We start from the raw sequence: 20,946 nt of genomic DNA, 5'->3' as shown, positions 1-20,946 counted from the left end.
AACAATCCATGAGCATGATCGATGATCTGAGCTTCTTTCAGCAGGTGGCGACTCGCGCCAGCCTGACCGAGGTCGCGCGCCATCTGGGTCTTTCACTGCCGGCGGTGAGCAAACGTCTGAGCCAGCTGGAGCAGCGCCTGGGCGTGCAGTTGCTGCAACGCACCACACGACGCTTGTCGCTGACCCCCGAAGGCGAGCTGTACCTGGAGGGCGGGCGGCCGATTCTGCGTCAGCTCGATGAACTGGAAAGTGCGCTGGGTACGCGTCAGCCGACTCTGCATGGCCGGTTGCGGATCAATGCCACGCTGGGCTTTGGCCGCAGGCACCTGGCCCGGGTGGTCTCGGCATTTGCGCGCTTGCATCCCGAATTGGACGTGTCTCTGGAGCTGAGCAGCCAGCCGATGAGCCTGCTCGACGATCAGTTCGACCTGGGTGTGTTCATGGGCGAGCCGCCCGATTCACGGCTCATCGCCATCCGCCTGCTGGAGAATCCGCGGGTGCTGTGCGCGGCGCCCGGATACCTTGAGAACATGCCTGCACCGACCCAGGTAGCCGATCTGGCGGCGCATAATTGCATCATCCTGCGCCAGTTCGGCAGCGATTATTCCATCTGGCGCTTTCACAAGGACGGCCGGGACTATGCGCACAAGGTCACCGGGACGCTGTCGAGCAACGACGGCGAGGTGGCGCTGGGCTGGGCGCTGGACGGCCATGGTTTGATCCTGCGGTCGCGCTGGGATGTGCAGCCGCATTTGGAGAGTGGGCGGTTGCAGGCGCTGCTGACCGACCATCAGGCGCCGCAGGCCGACGTGTTTGCGATGTACCGGCAGCGGCGTCACACGCCCCAGCGCATCGTCGCCTTCGTGCATTACCTGCGCGAGGCGCTTGGCCAACGATTGCCGTTTGCCATGCTGGAAAACGGCTGACCGGCACCTGCGCCGCTGCTACTGGGGGTGTGCCGTGGTTGGGCTCCATAACCTGAAATCATGGTGTTACTGACTAATGGTGCATTGTCGTCCTGGGTTTTCGTCTTGTACCTTCCAGCGATCCCGCTCGGTCGAACAAAAATACAGAACCGGTGCAAACATGGGTTACCCGTCGAGGTTTTTGTCGCTGCCGAATTAATCTACCTACAGGATGATTTGCCATGAAAACCTTGTCTTTCGGTGCTGTTCTATCCCTGTTGTACGTGGCCATGGCGTGCGCAACGACCGCTCAGGCCGAGCAGATTACCTTCGTCTCCCAAGGTGGCGTCTACCAGGAAGCGCAAACCAAGGCCATCCTCGACCCGGCCGCCAAACTGCTGGGTATCACCATCAAGCAGGACAGCGTTCCGGACGCCTGGCCCATGGTCAAGGCCCAGGGCGAAACCGGCAAGCCGGTGTGGGACGTGATCGACACCCCACCTTCGAACTGCATCCGCGGCGGCCGCGAAGGCCTGATCGAACCGCTGGACCTGGCCAAGATGCCTAACGTCAAGGGCATGCCCGAAGCCTATCGCACACCGTATTCGGTGGCCTATGAGTTCTATTCCTCGGTCCTGGGCTACAACACCAAGACCCTGAAGAAGGTGCCGCAGAGCTGGGCCGACTTCTGGAACGTCAAGGACTTCCCCGGCACTCGCGCCTTGCGCAACGACCCCATGGGGACCCTGGAAGCGGCGCTGATCTCCGACGGTGTGCCGCGCGACAAGCTCTACCCGCTGGACGTCGACCGTGCCTACAAGCGCCTGGCCCAGATCAAGCCGGACATCGCCGTCTGGTGGAGTTCAGGCGGGCAGTCGGCGCAGTTGCTCAATGACGGTGAAGTGGACATGTTGATGATCTGGAACGGCCGCGTGGGTGCGGTAAAGAAAGACAACGCCGATGTCGATTTCACCTACAACGACGGCATTTTGCAGAACACCCAGCTGTGCATCCTCAAGAACGCGCCGAACCTAGCGCAGGCGGTCAAGTTCGTCGACACCGCCGTATCGCCCGAGCTGCAGGCCGACCTGCCCAAGTACATCGACTACGGGCCAGGCAACCCGGCCGCCTTCGCCACCGGCAAGCTCAGCGCCGAACGGGGCAATGAGCTGCCCAGCTCGCCGGAAAACGCCGCCAAGCAGGCGCTGATGTCCGAGGAGTGGTGGTCGTCGGCTGAAGGCATTGCCGCCAAGGACCGTTGGTTGAAATTCGTCCAGTAAGGCGGCCGCAGCGTGATCGACTACCTGATTCTCGGCGGCGGCAGCGCGGGCTGCGTGCTGGCCGCGCGGCTGTCCGAAGACCCGAACAAGCGCGTGTGTCTGGTGGAAGCGGGGCGTGACATTGCGCCGGGCAAGATGCCCGCGGCCATTGCCAGCCGGTACCCCGGCCGTGCCTATCTGGATGTACGCAACATCTGGCAGCGCCTGACCGCGCGCATGGCCGCCCAGGGCAGCCGTCGCTACGAGCAGGCGCGCCTGCTCGGGGGTGGCTCGGCGATCAACGCGCTGATGACCAACCGCGGTGCGCCGGACGACTACGATGAATGGGGACGGCTGGGCGCCGAGGGCTGGAGCTGGGACAGCTGCCTGCCGTACTTTCGCAAACTGGAAACCGACTGTGATTTCAGCGGACCCTTGCACGGTGATGCCGGGCCGGTGCGCATCCGGCGTACGGCACCGGCGTTCCTGTCGCCCTTCGTCAAGGCGGTGATGGGGGTGTTGGCGTCCCGGGGCTTGCCCACTCGGGCGGACCAGAACGGAGAGTGGCAGGATGGCGTCTACGTGGGCGCCATCGGGGTGAGCGAGCAGGGCGAGCGGATTCCGGTGTCGGTGTGCTACCTCACCGATGAGGTCCGTGCGCGGCCCAACCTGACGCTGCGTACCGAGTGTGTGGTGGACCGGGTGTTGTTCAGGGGCACGCAGGCCGTCGGCGCGCGCGTGCTGGATCGGGCTGGCGCGGTCGAGGAGCTGCACGCGGCAGAGGTGATCGTCTGTGCCGGGGCGATCCACACTCCGGCGCTGTTGATCCGCAGCGGGGTCGGGCCGCTGGACCAACTGCTGGACCTGGGCGTGCCGCTGGTGGCCGACCGGCCAGGCGTGGGCGGCAATCTGATGGAGCATCCGTCGATCGCCGTGTCGGCGCTGTTGACGACACAAGGACGCACGCCGCACGTGGACGAGCATCACGAACAGGCGATCGTGCGTTTTTCATCCGGGCTGCCGGGCACTGTGCCGGGAGACATGCACGGCGCGATCCTCTCGCGTTCCGGCTGGCATTCGGTGGGTTACCGTTTGGGCACGATGTTCTTCTGGGTGAATAAATCCTACTCACGCGGACGGGTGGAGGTGACGTCGCTGGATCCGTTGGAGGAACCGGATGTTCGTTTTTCGATGCTGTCTGAAGCACGCGACCTGCAGCGTTTGAAGCAAGCCCTGCGCATGGGCACCGAGACGTTGTCGGCACCGGGCCTGGACCCTTTGCGCTCCGTAGTGTTTCCATCGAGCTACTCGCCCAGGGTGGCCAAGGTGGCCATGCCGGGGCGCTTCAATGCCTTGCAGCGCGGGGTGTTGAGCCTGCTGCTGGACATTGCCGGCCCCTTGCGCGGATGGGTGGTGCGTGGCCTGGTGACCCAAGGGGTAACCCTGGACAAGCTGTTGGCCGACGATCGAGCATTGAGCGAATTCGTGCGAGCCAACGTGGGTGGCACCTGGCACCCGTCGGGCACCTGCCGCATGGGCCGGGCGGACGATCCCCAAGCCGTGACCTCGAGCGATGGGAGGGTGATCGGCGTGACGGGATTGCGGGTGTGCGATGCGTCGCTGATGCCGGCGATTCCGTGCGCCAACACCAACGTGCCGACCATCATGATCGCCGAGCGCATCGCCGATCTGATCAAGGCGGGGTGACGCTGCGGTGTTTCAGGCTCCCCAGCCGACGATACCCTTCACCTCCAGAAACGCTTCCAGGCCCCATTCGGCATATTCGCGGCCATTGCCGGACTGCTTGTAACCCCCGAACGGTGCTGCGGGATCCCAGCTTGGGTAGTTGATGTAGACACTCCCGGCGCGCATCTGCAAGGCCACCTGGCGAGCGCGCTCCAGGCTCGCTGACTGTACGTACGCCGCCAGCCCGAACACGCTGTCGTTGGCCATGCGCACCGCGTCCTGTTCATCGGCATACGGCTGGATCACCAGCACCGGGCCGAAGATCTCTTCGCGGGCAATGGTCATCTGCGCATCCACCCCGGCGAAGATCGTCGGCTGCACGTAGTAGCCGGTGCCCAGACCGGCTGGCCGGCCCAGGCCGCCACACACCAACTGTGCGCCTTCGTCGATGCCGATGGCGATCATCCGCTGGATCGCCCGGTATTGCCGCTCACTGATAACCGGGCCCAGGGTTGTCGAAGGATCGTCGGGCGCGCCGACTCGGTGGGTCGATGCCGCCTGGCGAGCGATGGCCACGGCCTGATCGTGCAGCGCGGCGGGCACCAGCATGCGTGTCGGTGCGTTGCAGGACTGGCCGCTGTTGCCAAAACAGCCGTTGACCCCCGCCGTCACGGCCGCCTGCAGGTCCACATCGTCGAGCAGAATGTTCGCTGACTTGCCGCCCAGTTCCTGATGCACGCGCTTGACCGTCGGCGCGGCCAGGCGCGCCACTTCCACGCCGGCCCGGGTCGAGCCGGTGAACGAGACCATATCCACGTCAGGGTGACACGCCATGGCGGCACCCACGGTGGGGCCCTCGCCATTGATCAGGTTGAACACACCTGCGGGCACTCCAGCGTCGTGCATCACTTCAGCGAAAATGAGTGCGTTGATCGGCGCGATTTCGCTGGGCTTAAGGACCAGGGTGCAGCCGGCGGCCAGGGCGGGTGCCACCTTGCAGGCGATCTGGTTGATCGGCCAGTTCCAGGGGGTGATCAAAGCCACCACGCCCACGGGTTCCTGGTTGATCAGCGTGGTGCCGCGGCTCTTGCGAAACTCGAAGCTGTCCAGGGTGCGCAGCATCTGCTCCAGGTGCCGCTTGCCGATGCCGGCCTGCCAGTCATGGGCCAGGGCCTGCGGCGCGCCGACTTCCTGCATGATCGCCGCGGCGATGTCGTCGTAGCGGGCCATGAAGGACTCGAGAATCCGTTCGAGCAGCGCCTTGCGCTCGGCTGGAGGGGTAAAGGCAAACTCGGCAAAGGCCCGCCGCGCCGCCGCAACGGCTGCATCCACGTCTGCCTGCTCACCCAAGGCGATTTCGGCAAAGGCCTGCTCGGTGGCCGGGTTGATCACCGCCAGGCGCCGCGCGCCCGAGGGCTCGACCCAGCGACCGTCTATATAGAACTTCAACGCGTTGTCCAAAATCGCTCTCCACCCGTGATGAAAAAAGCCGATGCCCTTGCGTACCCCTAGCAGCGGCGCGAGCCGCGTCCGGGGTTGTGCGGTTGGTCTGGCGCACCGCGTGTGTCGCCGACGTGTCGGGCTGGTGGTCAGGATAGGAAGGGTTTCAGTGTCACGGCAATTTACTAATAGTTTTCCCAGGCATAAACTCAGGTCATGTCCAATCTTCGTAGAAAACTGCCCAGTTCCGGCTCCTTGTTCGTTTTCGAGGCGGCGGCGCGTTGCGGCAGTTTTACCCGGGCGGCCGACGAGCTGTGTGTCAGTCAGCCTGCGGTCAGCCGCATGCTTTCGCGGCTGGAAGATCATCTCGGGGTGCAGCTGTTCGAGCGTGTTCGTGGCGGCGCGCGGCTCACCGAAAGCGGGACCATTCTCTATCGCCGGGTCCAGGAAGGCTTCGACACCATCGAATCGGCCATCAGCGAAATCTCCGCCCGCGCCACGGGTATGGAGACCATCACCCTGTCGGTATCCACCGCCTTCACCACCCACTGGCTGATGCCGCGCATGAGCCGTTTCAGCGAGCGTTTTCCTTCGGTGGACATGCGCTACCAGCTGATGTCCGGGCGCATCGGCGGGCCGTTGATGGATGTCGACTTGGGCATGCGTTACTTCGACGTCGGCAGCGTCAAAGCCACAGACAGCCTGGTTCTGCCGGAAATCACCCTGCCTGTGTGCAGCCCCCAGTACCGCTGCGCAGTGCCGGGCGGCAAGGGCAAGAGCGCAGCCCCGGCGCTGATCCACATGGACAACCAGGACCGCGCGTGGGCCGCGCCTTTCGACCACGGCGGGCGCATCGACAATGCCCTGGTGTTTTCCGATTATGCCGTGGTCGTACAGGCGGCCCTGCTGGGTCAGGGCATGGCACTGGGCTGGCTGAATGTGGTGTCACACTGCCTGGCCAACAGGCAATTGCTGCCGGTGGGCGATGCGGTGACCGTCAGTGCCCGGCGCTGCTGCCTGGTGACCCCGGCCAACCGTCCGAGGCGGCCGATCGTCGACAGCGTGGGCCAGTGGATCATCGAAGAGATGCAGGCTGACATCGCGCGAATCGACCTGCTTTATCCTCAGCTGGACCTGGCCGCAAAGATCGCCGAGGCCTCCTGAACCCAGGTATGCCGCGATTGCGGGAAAAACGGTAGGTTATGCCCTCAGGTAAGGACAAAACAGAACATATGGCGATTCACCCGGCTGATAATTGAACCACACCTAGCATCTTCCCTTGGTTCATCCTGCGGAGCGCCCTATGTCATTCAAGCAGTTCAAAGCCCTGACGTTCGATGTTGTCGGTACCCTGATCGATTTCGAAGCCGGCATTCTCAACCATGTGCGCGAAGTGGCCGGTGAAGCAGGCAAGGCGTGCAGCGACGACGACATTCTCAAGGCCTACCGCGAAGCCCGTGCCATGCCCGATTCGGGTTGGTGGCCGGACGACCTGGAGCGCTGCTACCACCTGATCGCCGGCAAGCTCGGCCTGCCGGACAACGACGAATATGCCCGCGGTCTGGCCCTGGCCGTGGAAAACTTCCCCGCCTTCCCGGATTCGGTCGAAGCGCTCAAGCGTCTGCACAAGCACTTCAAGCTGGTGGCCACCACCAATTCGCAGATCTGGGCTCTGAACCACATGGCCAAGACCCTCGACGAGCCCTTCGATGTGCGGGTGACGGTCGACGACGTGCGCTTCGAGAAGCCCGATCCGCAGTTCTTCGCCTACACCCGTGGCGTACTGGCCACGCAGGGCATCGTCTTCGAAGAGATTCTTCACGTCGCCCAGAGCCAGTACCACGACATCGGCGTGGCCATGCGTCTGGGCTACCAGACCTGCTGGATCGAGCGTCGCCACGCGCAGAAGGGCAGCGGCGGCACCCTGGAATCCGAGCACACCAAGCCGCATTACCACTTCACCTCGCTGGCGCAGCTGGCCGACGCGGTCGAGCAGGAACTGGGCTGACAACCGCGGCGCTCATCTGAAGCGCCGCCTTTTCGTGGAAACCGGCTATGACTGTGAAGAGTATGTGGGCGGCCACCGCCCGACCGGGACCGGCACTGCAAGCGCTGCAGGGCGACCGGCAGTGCGACGTGGTGATCGTCGGCGCCGGCTACACCGGGCTCTCGGCGGCGCATCACATTGCCCTGAGCGGTCGCGAGCCGTTGATTCTGGAAGCCAATACCTTGGCCTGGGGGGCCAGCGGTCGGAACGGCGGTGTGGTGTCGCCCAAGTTTCGGGTCGGCTTTGCGACCCTGATGCAACGCTTCGACCGTGACACCGCGTTGCACATGTACCGCACCGGCTATGCCGCGGTGGACAGCCTGGTGGAAATGGTCGAAAGCCTGGGCATCGAAGACGCCCAGCTGCACATGGGTGGGCACATCGCCGCGGCCCACAATGAGCTCGCCCTGACCGGCCTGCGCAACACCGCTGAGTGGATCAAGCGCGAAACCGGCGGCGAGTCGTCACGGATGATCGATGCCGCGCAGGTGCGGGAAATGACCGGATCGAGCATTTTCCACGGTGGGCTGCTGACGCCGAAGGCGGGCGGCATCCACCCGCTCAACTACGCCCGTGGCATGGCCGACAGCCTGCACGAACGGGGCGTGAAGATGTTCATCAACAGCCCGGCGTTGCAGGTTCGCCAAGAGGCTGACCGGGTGATCGTGCAAACGCCTCAGGGTCGGGTTAGTGCCAAACAGGTGGTGTATGCCACCAATGGCTATTCTGACCAGAGCGCCGCGACCGACACCCTGCATCGCCGACTGATCCCGTTTCGCAGCGCCATCATTGCCACCGCGCCACTGCCCGCCGATGTACTGGCCAGACTCATGCCAGGCGGTCAGGTCTGTGGCGACACCAAGCGCATGCTTCGCTGGTTCCGGGTGGTTGGCGACCGGCTGATCTTCGGTGGCCGCGGTGCGTTCGGCAAGAACGACTCGGACAGCGCCTTCGCCACGCTGCAACGCAGCATGGGCGTGGTGTTCCCGATTCTGCGTGAACAGCCCGTGGCGTTTCGCTGGTCGGGGCTGGTGGCCATGACCCTCGATTACCTGCCCCACGCCGGTCAGCTGGACCCGCGCAGCTTCTATGCCATCGGCTACAACGGCGGCGGTGTGGCGATGTCCACCTACATGGGCAAGCAACTGGCGGCCATGACCGCTGGTGAGCCGGTGCAACTGGGGCTGCTGGCGGGCGATACCTTCAAACCCATTCCCCTGCATGCCTTCCGCGCGCCCGGTGTACGCCTGGCCGCTGGTTGGCAACAACTGCTGGATGCCATCGGCCGTTGAGCCGCGAACCTCATTGCTAAGACGAGCCTTATGCCCCCGATCCTGCATTACTCACAACCTCCCGCGGACCGCCAGTTGCCCCTGGCAGCCTTTGCCTTGCAGGACGACCCACTGGCGGCCGGGCGCACCGTGCATTTTCATGATCCGCGCACGGGTTATGCCGTGGGTGCCTCGACCAGTGTCGGCGCCAATCTCCTAATTGAAGACTTTCCCTGGGTCGAATTGGGGATCGTGGAGGCTGGGGAGCTGACCCTGCAAGGCGAGGGTTTCGACCTGCGGTTGAAGGCCGGCGATTGTTTCGTGGTGCCCCGTGGCGTGGCGGTGCGCTGGCAGCATCGGGGGCAGTTGCGCCGCCTGTTCATGGCCTTTCCCGGTTTGCCGCCGAGCAACGACATGCCGAACATGCCGTTGAAGATCGACGTCACCCAATCATTGCCGCCCAGCGATCCACCGGCAGCCGCCGTGCTGCTCACACCGACCCCGAAGGCCTGGAGCGAAACGCTGTTCAGCGCGGCCAATCTGCGCATCGGTCTGTGGCAGTGCGAGGCCTATGCGCGCAAGCAGGTGCAGCCAGGCTACAGCGAGCTGATGTTCATTCTGGAAGGCGCCGTGACCCTCACGCCCGAGCAGGGCGAGGCGTGCACGGTGAGCGCAAGGGAGGTCGTGGTAGTGCCGGCAGGCGCGACCAATGCCTGGGCCAGCACGCAGACGGTGCGCAAGGTGTTTTGCATATTGAGTTGAGACCGTGTGACCAGCGGACGCGGCTTGCGCCGGTTACAGGGGATTGGTGTGCTGGCTGGCGGTGCGGCTGTCAAACCGCCCGCACCAAACTGCGCAACGGCACGGCGCTCTTGAGCACCGGGCTCTTGATGACGATGTAGCTGAAATACTTGTCGATGCCGATGTTCTTGTCGAGGATCGACTCCATCAATTCCTGGTAGTGCTGGATGCTGCTGCACAGGAACCGCACTAGGTAGTCATACCCACCGCTGATCAAATGGCATTCGAGCACTTCGTCGATGTTGCGGATGCTCGATTCGAACTTCACGAAATCGGCGCGCTTGTGGTCCGACAGGGTCACCTCGGTGAACACCGTGACGGATCTGGCGAACTTGGCCAGGTTGACGTGCGCTTCGTAGCCACTGATGTAGCCCGCCGATTCCAGGCGCTTGACCCGTTGCAGGCAGGGGCTGGGTGACAGGCCCACCGCTTCGGCGAGGCTGCTGTGCCAGGCATCGTTGCAAGGCTCGATGACCGCATCGAATGCCACCGGCAAGCGTTGGATCAGGGCGCCGACATCGATGCCCTGGGGTGGGGCGATCAGTATCAACCGGTAGAACTTGCTCAGGTATTGCAGGGCGCCGGGGGCGTCTTCGAAGATCGGCCAATGGGCTGACGAGCTACCGAAGGCAACACTTTCATCCCAGCCGGGAATCACATGCAATCGGTGCGCCATGCGTTGGTACAGCTGGCCGTGGAAAGCGCTGGCACTGGCGTTGCCGCCCGCCTGGCCAAGCTCCTGGGCGATCTCGCGATAGGCGTGCAGCAGTTGCTCGTCGCTGCTGGGCGTTCGGCTGCGCACCGACAAGGGTCGCAGGCCTTCGAGAATGCCACGTTCACGGTCGACCAGAGTGGCATAGGAGAACCCCAGCGCCCTATACCGTGTGACTTTCATGATTGGCTCCCGAGCGACGGTATGAGTGGCTTCCCTGCAGACTTCTACAGCTTCTCCGGCGTAGGAGCGGTCCGTGGCCGCGAAAAGAGCGCCGCGGTGTATCAGACAAACCGCGGCGCATTCTTCGCGGGCAAAGGGCTCGCCGCCCGCCCCGCTCCCACAGTCAGGCTCCCGCCTTCGCCAATGCCTTGTCGAGCATCTGCAAGGCCTCTGCCACCTGCTCCTCGGTGGTCACCAGCGGCGCCAGGAAACGCACTACGTTGCGGTACAAACCACACTTGATCACCAGCAGCCCCGCATGGCGCGCCTCGTCGATGACCCGTTGGGTGAGGTCGACATCCGGGCTGTGCGCGGCATCGTCCTTGACCATCTCGATCGCCAGCATGAAGCCCAGGCCACGCACCTCACCGATGCGCGGGTAGCGTGTCTGCAATGCCAGCAAGCCGGCGCGCAACTGCAACGCGCGTTGCTCGCCCCGGGCCAGCAGGTCCTCACGTTCGAACAGGTCCAGCACCGCCAGTGCCGCCGCGCAGGCCACGGCGTTACCCCCATAGGTCCCGCCCAAACCGCCTGGGGTCGGTGCATCCATCATTTCGGCACGACCGACCACGCCCGACAGCGGCATGCCACCGGCCAGGGACTTGGCCACGGTGACCAGATCCGGCTGGATACCGGCATGCTGGAAGCCGAACATTTTCCCCGTACGACCGAAACCGGCCTGGATCTCATCGGCAATCAGGACGATGCCGTGTTGCGTGCACAGTGCGCGCAGCGCCTGGAGGAATTCGACCGGCGCGGCCAGAAAGCCGCCGTCGCCCTGCACCGGTTCGATCAGGATCGCCGCCACGCGATCCGGTGCCACGTCGCTGGCGAACAGTTCGTGCAACTGCGCCAGGGCGTCCTCGCTGCTGATGCCGCGGTAGGCATTGGGGTAACTGGCGTGATAGATCTCCGCCGGAAACGGGCCGAAGTTCTGTTTGTAGGGCTGGCTCATGCCGGTCAGGGTCACGCCCAGCAGGGTACGGCCGTGAAAGCCCCCGCGGAACGAAATCACCGCCGGCCGGTTGGTATGGCTGCGGGCGATCTTAATGGCGTTTTCCACTGCTTCGGCGCCGGAAGTGAACAGCACCGTTTTGTAGTGCTCGTCCCCGCCGATCAGGGCATTGAGCCGCGCCGCCACGTCAATGTAGGTCTCGTAGGCCGCCACCTGGAAGCTGACATGGGACACCTTGCCCACCTGCTGACGCACCGCCTCGACCACGGCCGGGTGATTGTGGCCGACGTTGAGCACGCCGATGCCGCCGACGAAATCCAGAAAGCGCTTGTTGTCCACGTCCCACAGCTCGGCGCCCTGGGCCCTCGCGGCGACTACCGGGTGGGCGGTGGCGATGCCACGGGGAACGTGTTGTTCGCGCAGGGCAAGCAGGCGTTGGTTTTCGGTCAGTGCAGAATTCATCTCGATCTCCGTGAGCGCCGAGCGTGGCGGGTGATGTGATCAGGATAAGGAGTGGCGCAAATCACAAGCACCGAAGTTGCGGGCTGTGGTGGGGTGTTTGCCTGTTTTTTGCGGGTGGGGCGGTAGATTCGGTTGTTTAGGTTGCTTGGTTGGTGTGGTGTCAGTGCTGGCCCCTCTGCCCGCGAAAAGAGCCTGCACTGAGCTCCTCAAACCCCGGCGCGGGGCACTACGATGGTGTCTTCGGGGTGCAGGCGCATCAGCATCGGCGAACCGATCGGTGGCAGGCTCAGGTTGCCTTCGTGGTGGCTGGGCTGGCGCAGGCTGACCGTCGGCCCGCCGTCCAGGTCGACGAAAACCTTCAGGCTTTCGCCCTGAAAGACGATGTCGGCGACCCGCCCGCTCAAGCGGTTCCACTCAGGCCCGGCGCTGGCGCTGTCCAGCAGCAGTTTTTCCGACTGCAGCGCCAGGAACACATCGCCCGAAACCGGGACCGGCCGGGTGGTGCGCAGCGGCGTGGCACCCAGGGTCAAGCCGTTGTCCGCGCCGCGTTGCAACGGCACCAAGGTACTTTCACCGATGAAGCTGGCGACGAAGTCGTCCGAAGGGTGATCGTGCAGGCGGCGAGGGGTGTCGACCTGGACCAGTTGCCCGCCGCGCATGATGGCGATGCGGTCGCTCATGGTCAGCGCTTCACGCTGATCGTGGGTCACGTAGATCATGGTCGCGCCCAGGCGCTTGTGCAGGGCCCGCAATTCGATCTGCATGGTTTCGCGCAGCTGCTTGTCCAGGGCCGACAGCGGCTCGTCCATCAAAATCAGTTTGGGCTCGAAGACGATGGCCCGGGCCAGGGCCACGCGCTGGCGCTGGCCGCCGGAAAGCGCTGCGATCGAACGTTCTTCGTAGCCGCCCAGTTCGACCGTTGCCAGCGCCTGCTTGACCCGGTCGCGGCTCTTGCTTGCGCTTTCGCCGCGGGCGCGCAAGGGGAAGGCCACGTTCTCGCCCACGGTCATGTGCGGAAACAGGGCGTAGTTCTGAAACACCACGCCAATCTCGCGCTTGTGCGGCGGCATCAGGGTAACGTTGCGCTCGCCGAACAGGATGTGGCCGGAGCTTACCCGGATAAACCCGCCCAGGATGCTCAGCAGGGTGGTCTTGCCCGAGCCCGATGGGCCGAGCAACGACATGAACTCGCCGGCTTCGACCTTGAGGTTGACGTTGTCCAGCGCCTTGAGGCTGCCGTAGTGCTTGCTGACCTGGTTGACGCTGACCGATTCGAAACCTTCAGTGAAATTCATCTGTGGTGCTCCAAGAGATCAAGAATATCGTTTCGCAAGGGTGTCAGTGCAGGTCTCTGCCCGCGAAGAGGCCCTCATTGCTACCCCACCATCACCCCAACCCGCCGATGTGCCAGGCCTTCACTTCGAGGAATTCATCCAGGCCGTACTTGGAACCCTCGCGGCCGGTGCCCGATTGCTTCATGCCGCCGAATGGCGCCACCTCCATGGAAATGATCCCGGTGTTCAAGCCCACCATGCCGAACTCCAGGCGCTCGCCCACGCGCCAGGCGCGGTGCATGTCCTGGGTGAAGTAGTAGGCGCCCAGGCCGTAGGGGGTGGCGTTGGCCAGTGCCATAGCTTCTTCTTCGGTATGAAAGCGGAACAGCGGTGCCACCGGGCCGAAGGTTTCCTCACCGGCCAGCAGCATGTCGGCGTTGGCGTCCAGCAACACCGTGGGCTGCACGTACAGGCCATCGTTTTGCGGCAACCCGCCAATGGCCACGGTAGCGCCTTTTTCCACCGCGTCACCGATGTGGCGCGCCACCTTGTCCACCGCCGCAGCATTGATCAACGGGCCGATGGTCACGCCCTCGGCCAGACCATCGCCGACCTTGAGGTCGGCCACGGCTGCCTTCAGGCGGTCGGCGAAACGGGCATAGATGCCGTCCTGCACCAGAATGCGGTTGGCGCATACGCAGGTCTGCCCGGCGTTGCGAAACTTGCTCTGCATGACTCCGGCGATGGCCAGGTCTAGGTCGGCGTCGTCGAACACAATGAACGGCGCGTTGCCGCCCAGTTCCAGGCTCAGGCGCTTGATGGTCGAGGCGCACTGGCTCATCAACAGTTGGCCCACGCGGGTGGAGCCGGTGAACGACAGCTTGCGCACGGCCGGGTTGCTGGTCATTTCGCCGCCCACGCCTGCCGGCAGTCCGGTGAGCACGTTGAACACCCCAGCCGGAATGCCCGCGCGCTCGGCCAGTACCGCCAGAGCCAGGGCCGACAGCGGGGTCATTTCCGAGGGCTTGACCAGCACCGGGCAGCCGGCGGCCAGGGCCGGCGCGCACTTGCGGGTGATCATGGCATTGGGGAAATTCCACGGGGTGATCGCCGCGACCACGCCGATCGGTTGCTTGAGCACCAGAATGCGGCGGTCGGCGGTGGGTGAAGGAATGGTGTCGCCGTAGATGCGCCGGGCTTCCTCGGCGAACCATTTGACGAAGCTTGCGCCGTAGGCGATTTCGCCGCGCGACTCGGTCAGGGGCTTGCCCTGTTCGGCGGTCATGATCAGCGCCAGGTCTTCCTGGTTGTCCATGATCAGCTGGTACCACTTTTCCAGGAGCTTGGCGCGCTCGGCCGCCGGCACTTCGCGCCAGGTGGCGAAACAGGCTTCAGCCGCGGCGATCGCGCGGTGGGTTTCGGCGCCTTGCAGGGCCGGGACGTGGGCGATGGTGCTGCCATCGGCGGGGTTGGTCACCGCCAGGGTGGCGCCGTCATCGGCATTGATCCACTGGCCGTCGGCGTAGGCCTGCTCGACGAGCAGGGAAGGGTCACGCAGTGAGTGCTTCAACATGATCAGGGTGCCTTTGCAGTCCGAACGATGGACCCAGTGTAGAAATGTCCGCGCAGTGGCCGATGCCGAGATGGGGCACGCGGCGGGGCGTGGATGCTGAATTGCGGTGGGGTGGCGGCAGGCTGTGCTGGGGGGGTGTCAGTTCTGGCCTCTTCGCGGGCAGAGGGCTCGCCGCCCGCGAAGAGGCCGGATCAGTCACTCCTGAAATCACCCCTGCTTATTCCGCCCGGCCACCACTACCAGAATCAGCGACGCCAGGATCAGGATCGAGCTGATCGCCGCGATCGTCGGGTCGATCTCGTCGCGCAGCGCGGTGAACATGCGCTTGGTCAGGGTCTGGTTGTCGCCCCCGGAGATGAACAGCGCCACCACCGTTTCATCCAGCGAAGTGATGAACGCGAACAGGGTCGCCGAAACCACGCTGGGCTTGATCTGCGGCAGGGTCACCGCCATGAACGCGCGAAAACGGTTCATGCCCAGGCTGCGCGCGACCATTTCCTGGGACATGTCGAAATTGCGCAGCCCGGCCAGCAGGGCGATGATCACGTAGGGCAGGGCCAGCATGATGTGCGCCAGCACCAGGCCGGTCAGCGAACTGATCAGCCCCACCCGCGCGTAGACGAAAAACACTCCCGCCGCGATCAGGATGATCGGCACCATCATGGGCAGCAGCAATACGATCTGCAGGGTACGAATCACCTTGAGGCTCGAGTTGTTGATGGCGTAGGCCGCAGCCATGCCGATCGGCAGGCTGACCGCCGTGGTCACCACCGCCGTGATCAGACTGACCCGCGCCGCCGACATCCACTCGGCGCTCTGGAAAAAGGCCTCGTACCAGCGCAGCGACCATTCCTTGGGCGGGAACTGCAGGAAGCGCGCCTCGGAGAACGACATTGGCACCACGATCAGCACCGGCACGATCAGGTACAGCAGAATCGCCGCGACCAGCACGGTGAACAGCACGTGCGACAGGCGGAGCTGGCGCAGGTAGGCAAGCGTATTCATCAGCGTGCTCCCAGGATGCGTTCGATGGGGATGAAGCGGTTGATGCCCCAGAAGATCAGGAACACCACGAACAACAGCACCAGGCCCACCGCACTCGCGGCGCCCCAGGCGTGATAGAGCTCGACGTTGCGCTGCACCAGCATCGACACCAGGATGGTGCGGCCGCCGCCGAGCAGTTCAGGAGTGATGAAGAAGCCCAGGCAGATCACGAAGACCAGGATGGAACCGGCCATCACACCGGGCGCGGCCATCGGCAGGAACACACGGCGAAAGGTGTAGAAGGGCTTTGCCCCCAGGCTCTCGGAGGCCTGCATCAGGTCCTGCGGGATTTTCTTCATCACCGAATACAGCGGCAGCACCATGAACGGCAGCATCACGTGCAGGGTGCCGATCACCGTGCCGGTGGTGTTGTGCATCATGTTCAACGGCTGGTTGATGATGCCCAGGTCCAGCAAAGTCTGATTGACCACGCCGCGCCGTTGCAGCAACACCAGCCAGGCGTAGGAGCGCACCAGCACACTGGTCCAGAACGGCAGGATCACGCAGATCAGAATCAGGTTGGCCCAGAAGCCATGCAGGCGCGAGGCGGCGTAGGCGATGGGAAAGCCCATGACGATGGACAACAGGGTCACGATCAGGCTGATCTTGAACGTCAGGTAGAACGTGTCCCAGTAGATGCGTTCTTCGAAGATGCGCGCGTAGTTGGCCAGCGAGAAGCCTTCTTCGGTCTGCACCGACTGGAACGCCAGCCAGCACATCGGCAGGATCAGCAGCACCACCACCATGAACAACGCCGGGGCGAGCAGCAGCAACATCGAGGTGTTTTCCCGACGCTCCTCGCGTGCCAGGGCATCGGCATTGCTTGCCGGTGGCTCACGGTGGGCGTCGGGCATGGGTTTGGCGAGATAGGCGTTGGACATGGAACGATTCCTCACGGCCGAGCGCCGGTGGACCAGCGCAAGCAGCTTGTTGTCGGTCGGTCAGGGCGACCCTCAGGGTTCAATGTACCGACAAGCCAAAGAACGAAGCGGGCTTAAACGGCCCGCGCGCAAGTGGTTTGTTTCGTATTGAGGGCGGGCGACAGCAGCAACTGCGTTGGCCCCTTCGCGGGCAGAGGGCTACCCTGACTCCCCTACTTCTTCTGCACAAAGGAAAGCCAGCGCTCTTCAGCCTTCACCCCTTCCTGAGAAGCCCACCACTTGGCCGACAGCAGTGCCTGACGCGAGATGTTCTGCGGCGAAGACGGCAGCTTGGCCGCGCGCTCGGCGGGAATCGTGCCGGTCTTGAAGGCTTCCGGGTTCAGCGGGCCGTAGTCGATGATCATCGGCAGCGCTGCCTGCAATTTGGCATCGATGGCCTCGTTGACGAACTTCATCGCCGCCGCCTTGTGCGGTGTGCCCTTGAGCACGCACAGCGAGTTGGTTTCCAGCACGCCCTGGTTGTAGTCGAACGCCACCGGCGCACCGTCGGCCTGCACGGCCGTGATGCGGCCATTCCAGGCCTGGATCATGTCCACTTCACCGTCGCTGATCAGCTGCGCCGATTGCCCGCCCGAGGTCCACCAGGTGGCGATGTGCGGTTTGATTTCCTCGAGTTTCCTGAAGGCGCGCTCCACGTCCAGCGGATACAGCTTGTCGGGCGCCACACCGTCAGCCATCAGGGCAATTTCGAGAGTAGGGCGCGGCAGGTTGCGCAGCGAGCGTTGTCCGGGAAACTTCTTGGTGTCCCAGAAATCCGCCCAGGTCTTGGGGACGTTTTCGCCCTTGAAGGCATCGGTGCGATAGGCCAGCACGGTCGAGTAGCTGATGTAGCCCACGGTGTAGTCGTCTTTGAGCTCCGCCGGAAGCTGCGCGGCATTGGGGATCAACGCTGGGTCGAGCTTTTCGAACAGGCCTTCGGCTTCGCCGCGCAGGCAATCGCCGGTGGGCAGGTCGACCACGTCCCAGCTGACCTTGCCGCTTTCCACCTGAGTCTTGATGATCGGGTAGGCCTTGGGCGAACTGTCCTGTTTGAGGGTCAGGCCCAGCTTCTTAGCGGCCGGCTCCAGGATCGCCTTGCTCTGGGCTTCCTGATAGGCGCCGCCCTGCGATACGAAGGTGATGTCCTCGGCCCAGGCCTGCCCGAAGGCGCCGACCAGCAAAGCCAGGCCGGTCAGTTTGAATGCGCGCAGCGTCGTCGATGTCATGTACAGGACTCCCGAAAGTTGGCAGGTTGAAGGCGCGAGACTGTTGTCATGCGGTCGCTCTGCAGGACCTTGGGTATCCAATTTACCGGTAACGCTGTACTGCAAACGGTCACAAATTCGCGTCGGGGAAGCGTTTTATTGCAAAAAACCAGGGCCGCGCAGCACATTCTGCAGCGCGGTGGCAGCACGCCTGCCAGCCGGGCTGCCACCCGGCTGGTTGTGTTGCTACAGCGGTTTGATCAGCTGCAATTGCTGGCGGTAGTCGTCGGTCACCTGGCGTGCCTGACTGTTGCTGGATGTCCATGTACACCAGGCCACCGGGATTGATCCGCAGCACCACGTCGAGAATCACCCCGGTCTGGATGTATTCCACACTGCTCAAGGTGGTGTCCGAGTTGTTGGTATTGACCGGGTTGATGCAAGCCTGATGCCTTTTGACAATCTAAGAGCACCCTGTGATGTTAGGCCAGTCCCTATCAGCCATTAGCCCCATCAAGCGTTGGTTCTAGCTGCAATACCATCTGAGGTTGCAAATGATAGCTGTCCTGAAGCAGTACCCAGTCACTATCAATTTGCTTCTCTCCTCATCATTATTGCTAACGCTTGGGCGCGCGGTTACGCTTCCGTATTTGATCATTTACCTTTCTAAAAACTTCAACTTGGGAGTGGGTGATACCGGCCTAATCCTAGGTGGATCAATGATTTTGGGATCTTTGCTGAGTGTTTATGGCGGATACTTAACTGACCGCTTCCACCGTTATCGCTTGATTCTTTGCTTTACGATGTTTTTCATTGCTGGATTTGCGGGCATGTGTGCAACACCAAACCTTTGGCTCTTTTTTGGGTTTTTAGTTGCATTTAATTTTGCATTTTCCGTATTGGATGTTGTAGTCAAAGCCGAATTTGGTAGACTTTTACCAATATACGAACAAAGCCGTGTCTTCTCAATCCGCTATACGCTTATAAACGTAGGGTATGCCGTAGGCCCATTTATAGGGGCTGGGCTTGCTCAGCTATCAATGAAGCTACCATTTATAATTTCGGCATGCTTAGGAGTCATTTTCTTCGTAGCCTATTGGATGCACGGTGAGCGAGGGTCAGCAACAGAGCAGTCTCACGAAGGAACGTCCTCATTTCTATCAGTCGGTAGGCTCCTATTAAAGGATCGTCGCCTTGTTTGCTTTACGCTTGGTGGCGTGTTCAGCGCCGTCGTCTTTGGACAGTTTTCCGCCTACATATCCCAATATTTAGTGACTACCAGCACGCCTGAGCGTGCTTATGAAATTATTAGCACTGTAGTCGCCGTGAATGGAGCGGTTGTCATTTGTCTCCAGTATATGATCGGGCGCCGTATTTCGGTTGAGCGGCTAAATTTGTGGCTGATTTTGGGGCTAAGCCTTTTCTTAATGGCCGTCGTGGGTTTCGCCATGGCGACCAGCTTGCTTCATTGGGCGCTTGCGATGATAATTTTCACTATCGGTGAGATCATTGTTTTTCCGACTGAGTACATGTTCATAGACAGGATTGCTCCTCCCAAGCTACGCGGGATGTACTACGGCGCTCAAAATTTGTCTAATTTAGGCAGTGCTATGGGGCCGGTGTTATGTGGTCTCGTTTTGGCATCCTACCCTCCTCAGTGGATGTTTTACATGCTGTCAATTTTCATTGTTGTTGGGGGCTGCTTTTATCTACTGGGGGCGTCGATTCAAGGCGAAAAAACTTAAATACAGGACCAACATTTGCACTGGACATCTAGACAGCAAAACACCCCAACCGGCTATCCGCAACAATATCCCCGCTCAGCCCTCGCCTACCGAGGCTTTTTGTTGCGCGTCGATTAAGCCCACAACCCAAATGCCCCCTCAAAACCGCCCCGCATCAAACGCCCCCGCCTCCACCACCGTTTCCTCCCCCACCATCATTTCCGCCAGCAACCGCCCACTCACCGGCCCCAGTGTGAATCCTTGATGAGCATGACCAAAGTTAAACCACAGCCCCTTGTGCAACGGCGCTGGCCCGATAATGGGTTTCATATCACCCGTACAGGGACGAGCACCTAGCCAAGGCGTGCTTTCGAGCTGGGCGCCCAGGGCGAGGATTTGGCGGGCGGCGGTTTGTACTTTGGTCAGTTGTACTGGGGTGGCGGGCGCGGTGAGTGGGGCGAATTCGGCGCCGGTGGTGAGGCGTGTGCCGCGTTTCATTGGGGCCAGCATGTAGCCTTTTTCCGCATCCATCACGGGCCGGCTCAAGGTGGCGCCGCCGGTGAAATGGGCGTGGTAGCCGCGTTTGGCGAATAGGGGCAGGCGGTAGTCGATGGCTTGCAAGAGCTGCGCGGACCAGGGGCCTAGGGCGACCACGGCTTGGGCGGCTTCGATGGGGCCGTGTTCGGTTTGCACGGCCCATCCGGCCCCGGCTTGGCGCAGTGTACGGGCGTCGCCGCGCAGCAGTTGGCCGCCTAGGCGGATGAAGGTGGCGAGGTAGCGCTGGACGAGTTCGCCGGGTTCGTTGCAGCACCAGGGTTGCAGCCAGTGGATGCCGCCTATCAGGGTGTTCTGCAGGGCTGGCTCTTGTGCCTGCAGCGCGGTGCGGTCCAGGGTTTGCGAGGTGACGCCGTAGTCGCTCAGGCGTTCGGCGCGGCGGCTGGCTGCGTCCAGCAGGTGGGGGCTACGGAAGGCTTGGATCCAGCCGGTGCGGGTGATCAGGTCATGGGCGTTGCTTTGCTCGATCAGTACCGAGTGCTCGCTGATCGAGTGTTCGATCAATGTACGGTAGGCCTGGGCGATCGCGCCATAACGGCTGGGCGCGGAGTTGGCCCAGTAGTGGAACAAAGGCCGCACGTACTGGGGCAGTGCCCTTAGGTGGTAATTGACGGCTGTGTCGCGTTTGCTGGCCACGTTGAACAGGCTGAGGAAGTCCCGAGGAAAGGCATAGGGCTCCACCGCCTCGCGCTGAATGATACCGGCGTTACCGTAGGACGTTTCGCCACCTGCCTCGCCCTTGTCTATCAGGATTACCGTGCAACCCCGGCGTTGCAGGTGCAGCGCCGTGCACACGCCCACCATGCCTGCCCCCAGCACCACGACCTGTTGTTCGCTCAAGCGACCTCCCCTTATCCGTAAAAGCGGCCAAGCCAGTACGTTCTAAAGATA

General features: G+C 62.7%; 17 protein-coding genes and 1 pseudogene. 9 read left to right on the top strand and 9 right to left on the bottom strand.

Going from position 1 to position 20,946, the window contains the following annotated elements; all coding sequences use genetic code 11:
• Positions 1–8: 8 nt before the first annotated feature.
• From QCL65_RS01535 to QCL65_RS01525, 3 genes are all read left to right on the top strand, one after another.
• Entirely contained in the window at positions 9–926 is a 918-nt protein-coding gene (locus tag QCL65_RS01535) for a LysR substrate-binding domain-containing protein (RefSeq protein WP_407314219.1), read from the top strand.
• 221 nt (positions 927–1,147) lie between these two features.
• Positions 1,148–2,185, top strand: coding sequence for an ABC transporter substrate-binding protein (locus QCL65_RS01530; RefSeq protein ID WP_407314217.1), 1,038 nt, complete (start codon positions 1,148–1,150; stop codon positions 2,183–2,185).
• A gap of 12 nt (positions 2,186–2,197) precedes the next feature.
• Positions 2,198–3,871, top strand: a complete 1,674-nt coding sequence (locus QCL65_RS01525) for a GMC family oxidoreductase (RefSeq protein ID WP_407314215.1) — start codon at positions 2,198–2,200, stop codon at positions 3,869–3,871.
• Between the two features lie 12 nt (positions 3,872–3,883).
• Here QCL65_RS01525 and QCL65_RS01520 read toward each other — a convergent pair whose 3' ends face one another.
• Entirely contained in the window at positions 3,884–5,311 is a 1,428-nt protein-coding gene (locus QCL65_RS01520) for an aldehyde dehydrogenase family protein (RefSeq protein WP_407314213.1), read from the bottom strand.
• Between the two features lie 195 nt (positions 5,312–5,506).
• On the opposite strand from QCL65_RS01520, the gene QCL65_RS01515 reads away from it, so the two are divergent.
• From QCL65_RS01515 to QCL65_RS01500, 4 genes are all read left to right on the top strand, one after another.
• Positions 5,507–6,454, top strand: coding sequence for a LysR family transcriptional regulator (locus QCL65_RS01515; protein ID WP_407314211.1), 948 nt, complete (start codon positions 5,507–5,509; stop codon positions 6,452–6,454).
• A gap of 139 nt (positions 6,455–6,593) precedes the next feature.
• A complete protein-coding gene (locus QCL65_RS01510; protein WP_049861587.1) occupies positions 6,594–7,298 on the top strand; it encodes an HAD-IA family hydrolase in 705 nt (234 codons plus the stop codon).
• Between the two features lie 47 nt (positions 7,299–7,345).
• Complete coding sequence (locus QCL65_RS01505; protein ID WP_407314208.1) at positions 7,346–8,629, top strand: NAD(P)/FAD-dependent oxidoreductase; 1,284 nt, start codon at positions 7,346–7,348, stop codon at positions 8,627–8,629.
• 30 nt (positions 8,630–8,659) lie between these two features.
• Positions 8,660–9,370: a cupin domain-containing protein gene (locus QCL65_RS01500; protein ID WP_407314206.1), complete on the top strand. Its 711-nt coding sequence runs from the start codon at positions 8,660–8,662 to the stop codon at positions 9,368–9,370.
• A 70-nt stretch (positions 9,371–9,440) separates the two neighbouring features.
• On the opposite strand, the pseudogene QCL65_RS01495 reads toward QCL65_RS01500, so the two are convergent.
• The 7 genes and pseudogenes from QCL65_RS01495 to QCL65_RS01465 form a co-directional block, all read right to left on the bottom strand.
• A pseudogene (locus QCL65_RS01495) lies at positions 9,441–9,851 on the bottom strand (Lrp/AsnC family transcriptional regulator); the annotation flags it as partial.
• 616 nt (positions 9,852–10,467) lie between these two features.
• Positions 10,468–11,760, bottom strand: a complete 1,293-nt coding sequence (gene gabT / locus QCL65_RS01490) for a 4-aminobutyrate--2-oxoglutarate transaminase (protein WP_407314203.1) — start codon at positions 11,758–11,760, stop codon at positions 10,468–10,470.
• 206 nt (positions 11,761–11,966) lie between these two features.
• Positions 11,967–13,055 carry an ABC transporter ATP-binding protein gene (locus tag QCL65_RS01485; RefSeq protein ID WP_407314201.1) on the bottom strand — a complete coding sequence of 363 codons (1,089 nt, stop codon included), beginning with the start codon at positions 13,053–13,055 and terminating at the stop codon, positions 11,967–11,969.
• A 91-nt stretch (positions 13,056–13,146) separates the two neighbouring features.
• A complete protein-coding gene (locus QCL65_RS01480) occupies positions 13,147–14,607 on the bottom strand; it encodes an NAD-dependent succinate-semialdehyde dehydrogenase (RefSeq protein WP_407314199.1) in 1,461 nt (486 codons plus the stop codon).
• 207 nt (positions 14,608–14,814) lie between these two features.
• Entirely contained in the window at positions 14,815–15,612 is a 798-nt protein-coding gene (locus QCL65_RS01475; RefSeq protein ID WP_049861594.1) for an ABC transporter permease, read from the bottom strand.
• The gene (locus QCL65_RS01470; protein ID WP_407314196.1) at positions 15,612–16,532 is read right to left on the bottom strand and encodes an ABC transporter permease; all 921 of its coding nucleotides are present in this window, start codon (positions 16,530–16,532) and stop codon (positions 15,612–15,614) included. The genes QCL65_RS01475 and QCL65_RS01470 overlap by 1 nt, the downstream gene beginning before the upstream one ends.
• Positions 16,533–16,744: 212 nt before the next feature.
• Entirely contained in the window at positions 16,745–17,797 is a 1,053-nt protein-coding gene (locus QCL65_RS01465; protein ID WP_407314194.1) for an ABC transporter substrate-binding protein, read from the bottom strand.
• Between the two features lie 302 nt (positions 17,798–18,099).
• On the opposite strand from QCL65_RS01465, the gene QCL65_RS01460 reads away from it, so the two are divergent.
• Complete coding sequence (locus QCL65_RS01460; RefSeq protein ID WP_407314192.1) at positions 18,100–18,225, top strand: hypothetical protein; 126 nt, start codon at positions 18,100–18,102, stop codon at positions 18,223–18,225.
• A 105-nt stretch (positions 18,226–18,330) separates the two neighbouring features.
• On the top strand, positions 18,331–19,521 hold the full coding sequence (locus tag QCL65_RS01455; protein ID WP_407314190.1) for an MFS transporter: 1,191 nt from the start codon (positions 18,331–18,333) through the stop codon (positions 19,519–19,521).
• Between the two features lie 138 nt (positions 19,522–19,659).
• On the opposite strand, the gene QCL65_RS01450 is transcribed toward QCL65_RS01455, so the two are convergent.
• Positions 19,660–20,895 (bottom strand): NAD(P)/FAD-dependent oxidoreductase, encoded by a 1,236-nt coding sequence (locus QCL65_RS01450; protein WP_407314188.1) that lies wholly within the window; start codon positions 20,893–20,895, stop codon positions 19,660–19,662.
• Positions 20,896–20,946 lie beyond the last annotated feature (51 nt).

Origin of the sequence: Pseudomonas sp. nanlin1, from assembly GCF_045571515.1 — a bacterium.
Lineage (GTDB): Bacteria > Pseudomonadota > Gammaproteobacteria > Pseudomonadales > Pseudomonadaceae > Aquipseudomonas.
The sequence above is the reverse complement of the archived record's forward strand: the minus strand, read 5'-3'. Positions and strand labels throughout refer to the sequence as shown.

What these genes read in the sequence shown, in the direction of transcription:
- QCL65_RS01475 (WP_049861594.1), bottom strand. Translation starts at nt 15,612, where the DNA reads ATGAATACGCTTGCCTACCTGCGCCAGCTCCGCCTGTCGCACGTGCTG.
- QCL65_RS01460 (WP_407314192.1), top strand. Translation starts at nt 18,100, where the DNA reads ATGTACACCAGGCCACCGGGATTGATCCGCAGCACCACGTCGAGAATC.
- QCL65_RS01510 (WP_049861587.1), top strand. Translation starts at nt 6,594, where the DNA reads ATGTCATTCAAGCAGTTCAAAGCCCTGACGTTCGATGTTGTCGGTACC.
- QCL65_RS01530 (WP_407314217.1), top strand. Translation starts at nt 1,148, where the DNA reads ATGAAAACCTTGTCTTTCGGTGCTGTTCTATCCCTGTTGTACGTGGCC.
- QCL65_RS01500 (WP_407314206.1), top strand. Translation starts at nt 8,660, where the DNA reads ATGCCCCCGATCCTGCATTACTCACAACCTCCCGCGGACCGCCAGTTG.
- QCL65_RS01455 (WP_407314190.1), top strand. Translation starts at nt 18,331, where the DNA reads ATGATAGCTGTCCTGAAGCAGTACCCAGTCACTATCAATTTGCTTCTC.
- QCL65_RS01485 (WP_407314201.1), bottom strand. Translation starts at nt 13,055, where the DNA reads ATGAATTTCACTGAAGGTTTCGAATCGGTCAGCGTCAACCAGGTCAGC.
- QCL65_RS01470 (WP_407314196.1), bottom strand. Translation starts at nt 16,532, where the DNA reads ATGTCCAACGCCTATCTCGCCAAACCCATGCCCGACGCCCACCGTGAG.
- QCL65_RS01515 (WP_407314211.1), top strand. Translation starts at nt 5,507, where the DNA reads ATGTCCAATCTTCGTAGAAAACTGCCCAGTTCCGGCTCCTTGTTCGTT.
- gabT (WP_407314203.1), bottom strand. Translation starts at nt 11,760, where the DNA reads ATGAATTCTGCACTGACCGAAAACCAACGCCTGCTTGCCCTGCGCGAA.
- QCL65_RS01480 (WP_407314199.1), bottom strand. Translation starts at nt 14,607, where the DNA reads ATGTTGAAGCACTCACTGCGTGACCCTTCCCTGCTCGTCGAGCAGGCC.
- QCL65_RS01505 (WP_407314208.1), top strand. Translation starts at nt 7,346, where the DNA reads ATGACTGTGAAGAGTATGTGGGCGGCCACCGCCCGACCGGGACCGGCA.
- QCL65_RS01535 (WP_407314219.1), top strand. Translation starts at nt 9, where the DNA reads ATGAGCATGATCGATGATCTGAGCTTCTTTCAGCAGGTGGCGACTCGC.
- QCL65_RS01465 (WP_407314194.1), bottom strand. Translation starts at nt 17,797, where the DNA reads ATGACATCGACGACGCTGCGCGCATTCAAACTGACCGGCCTGGCTTTG.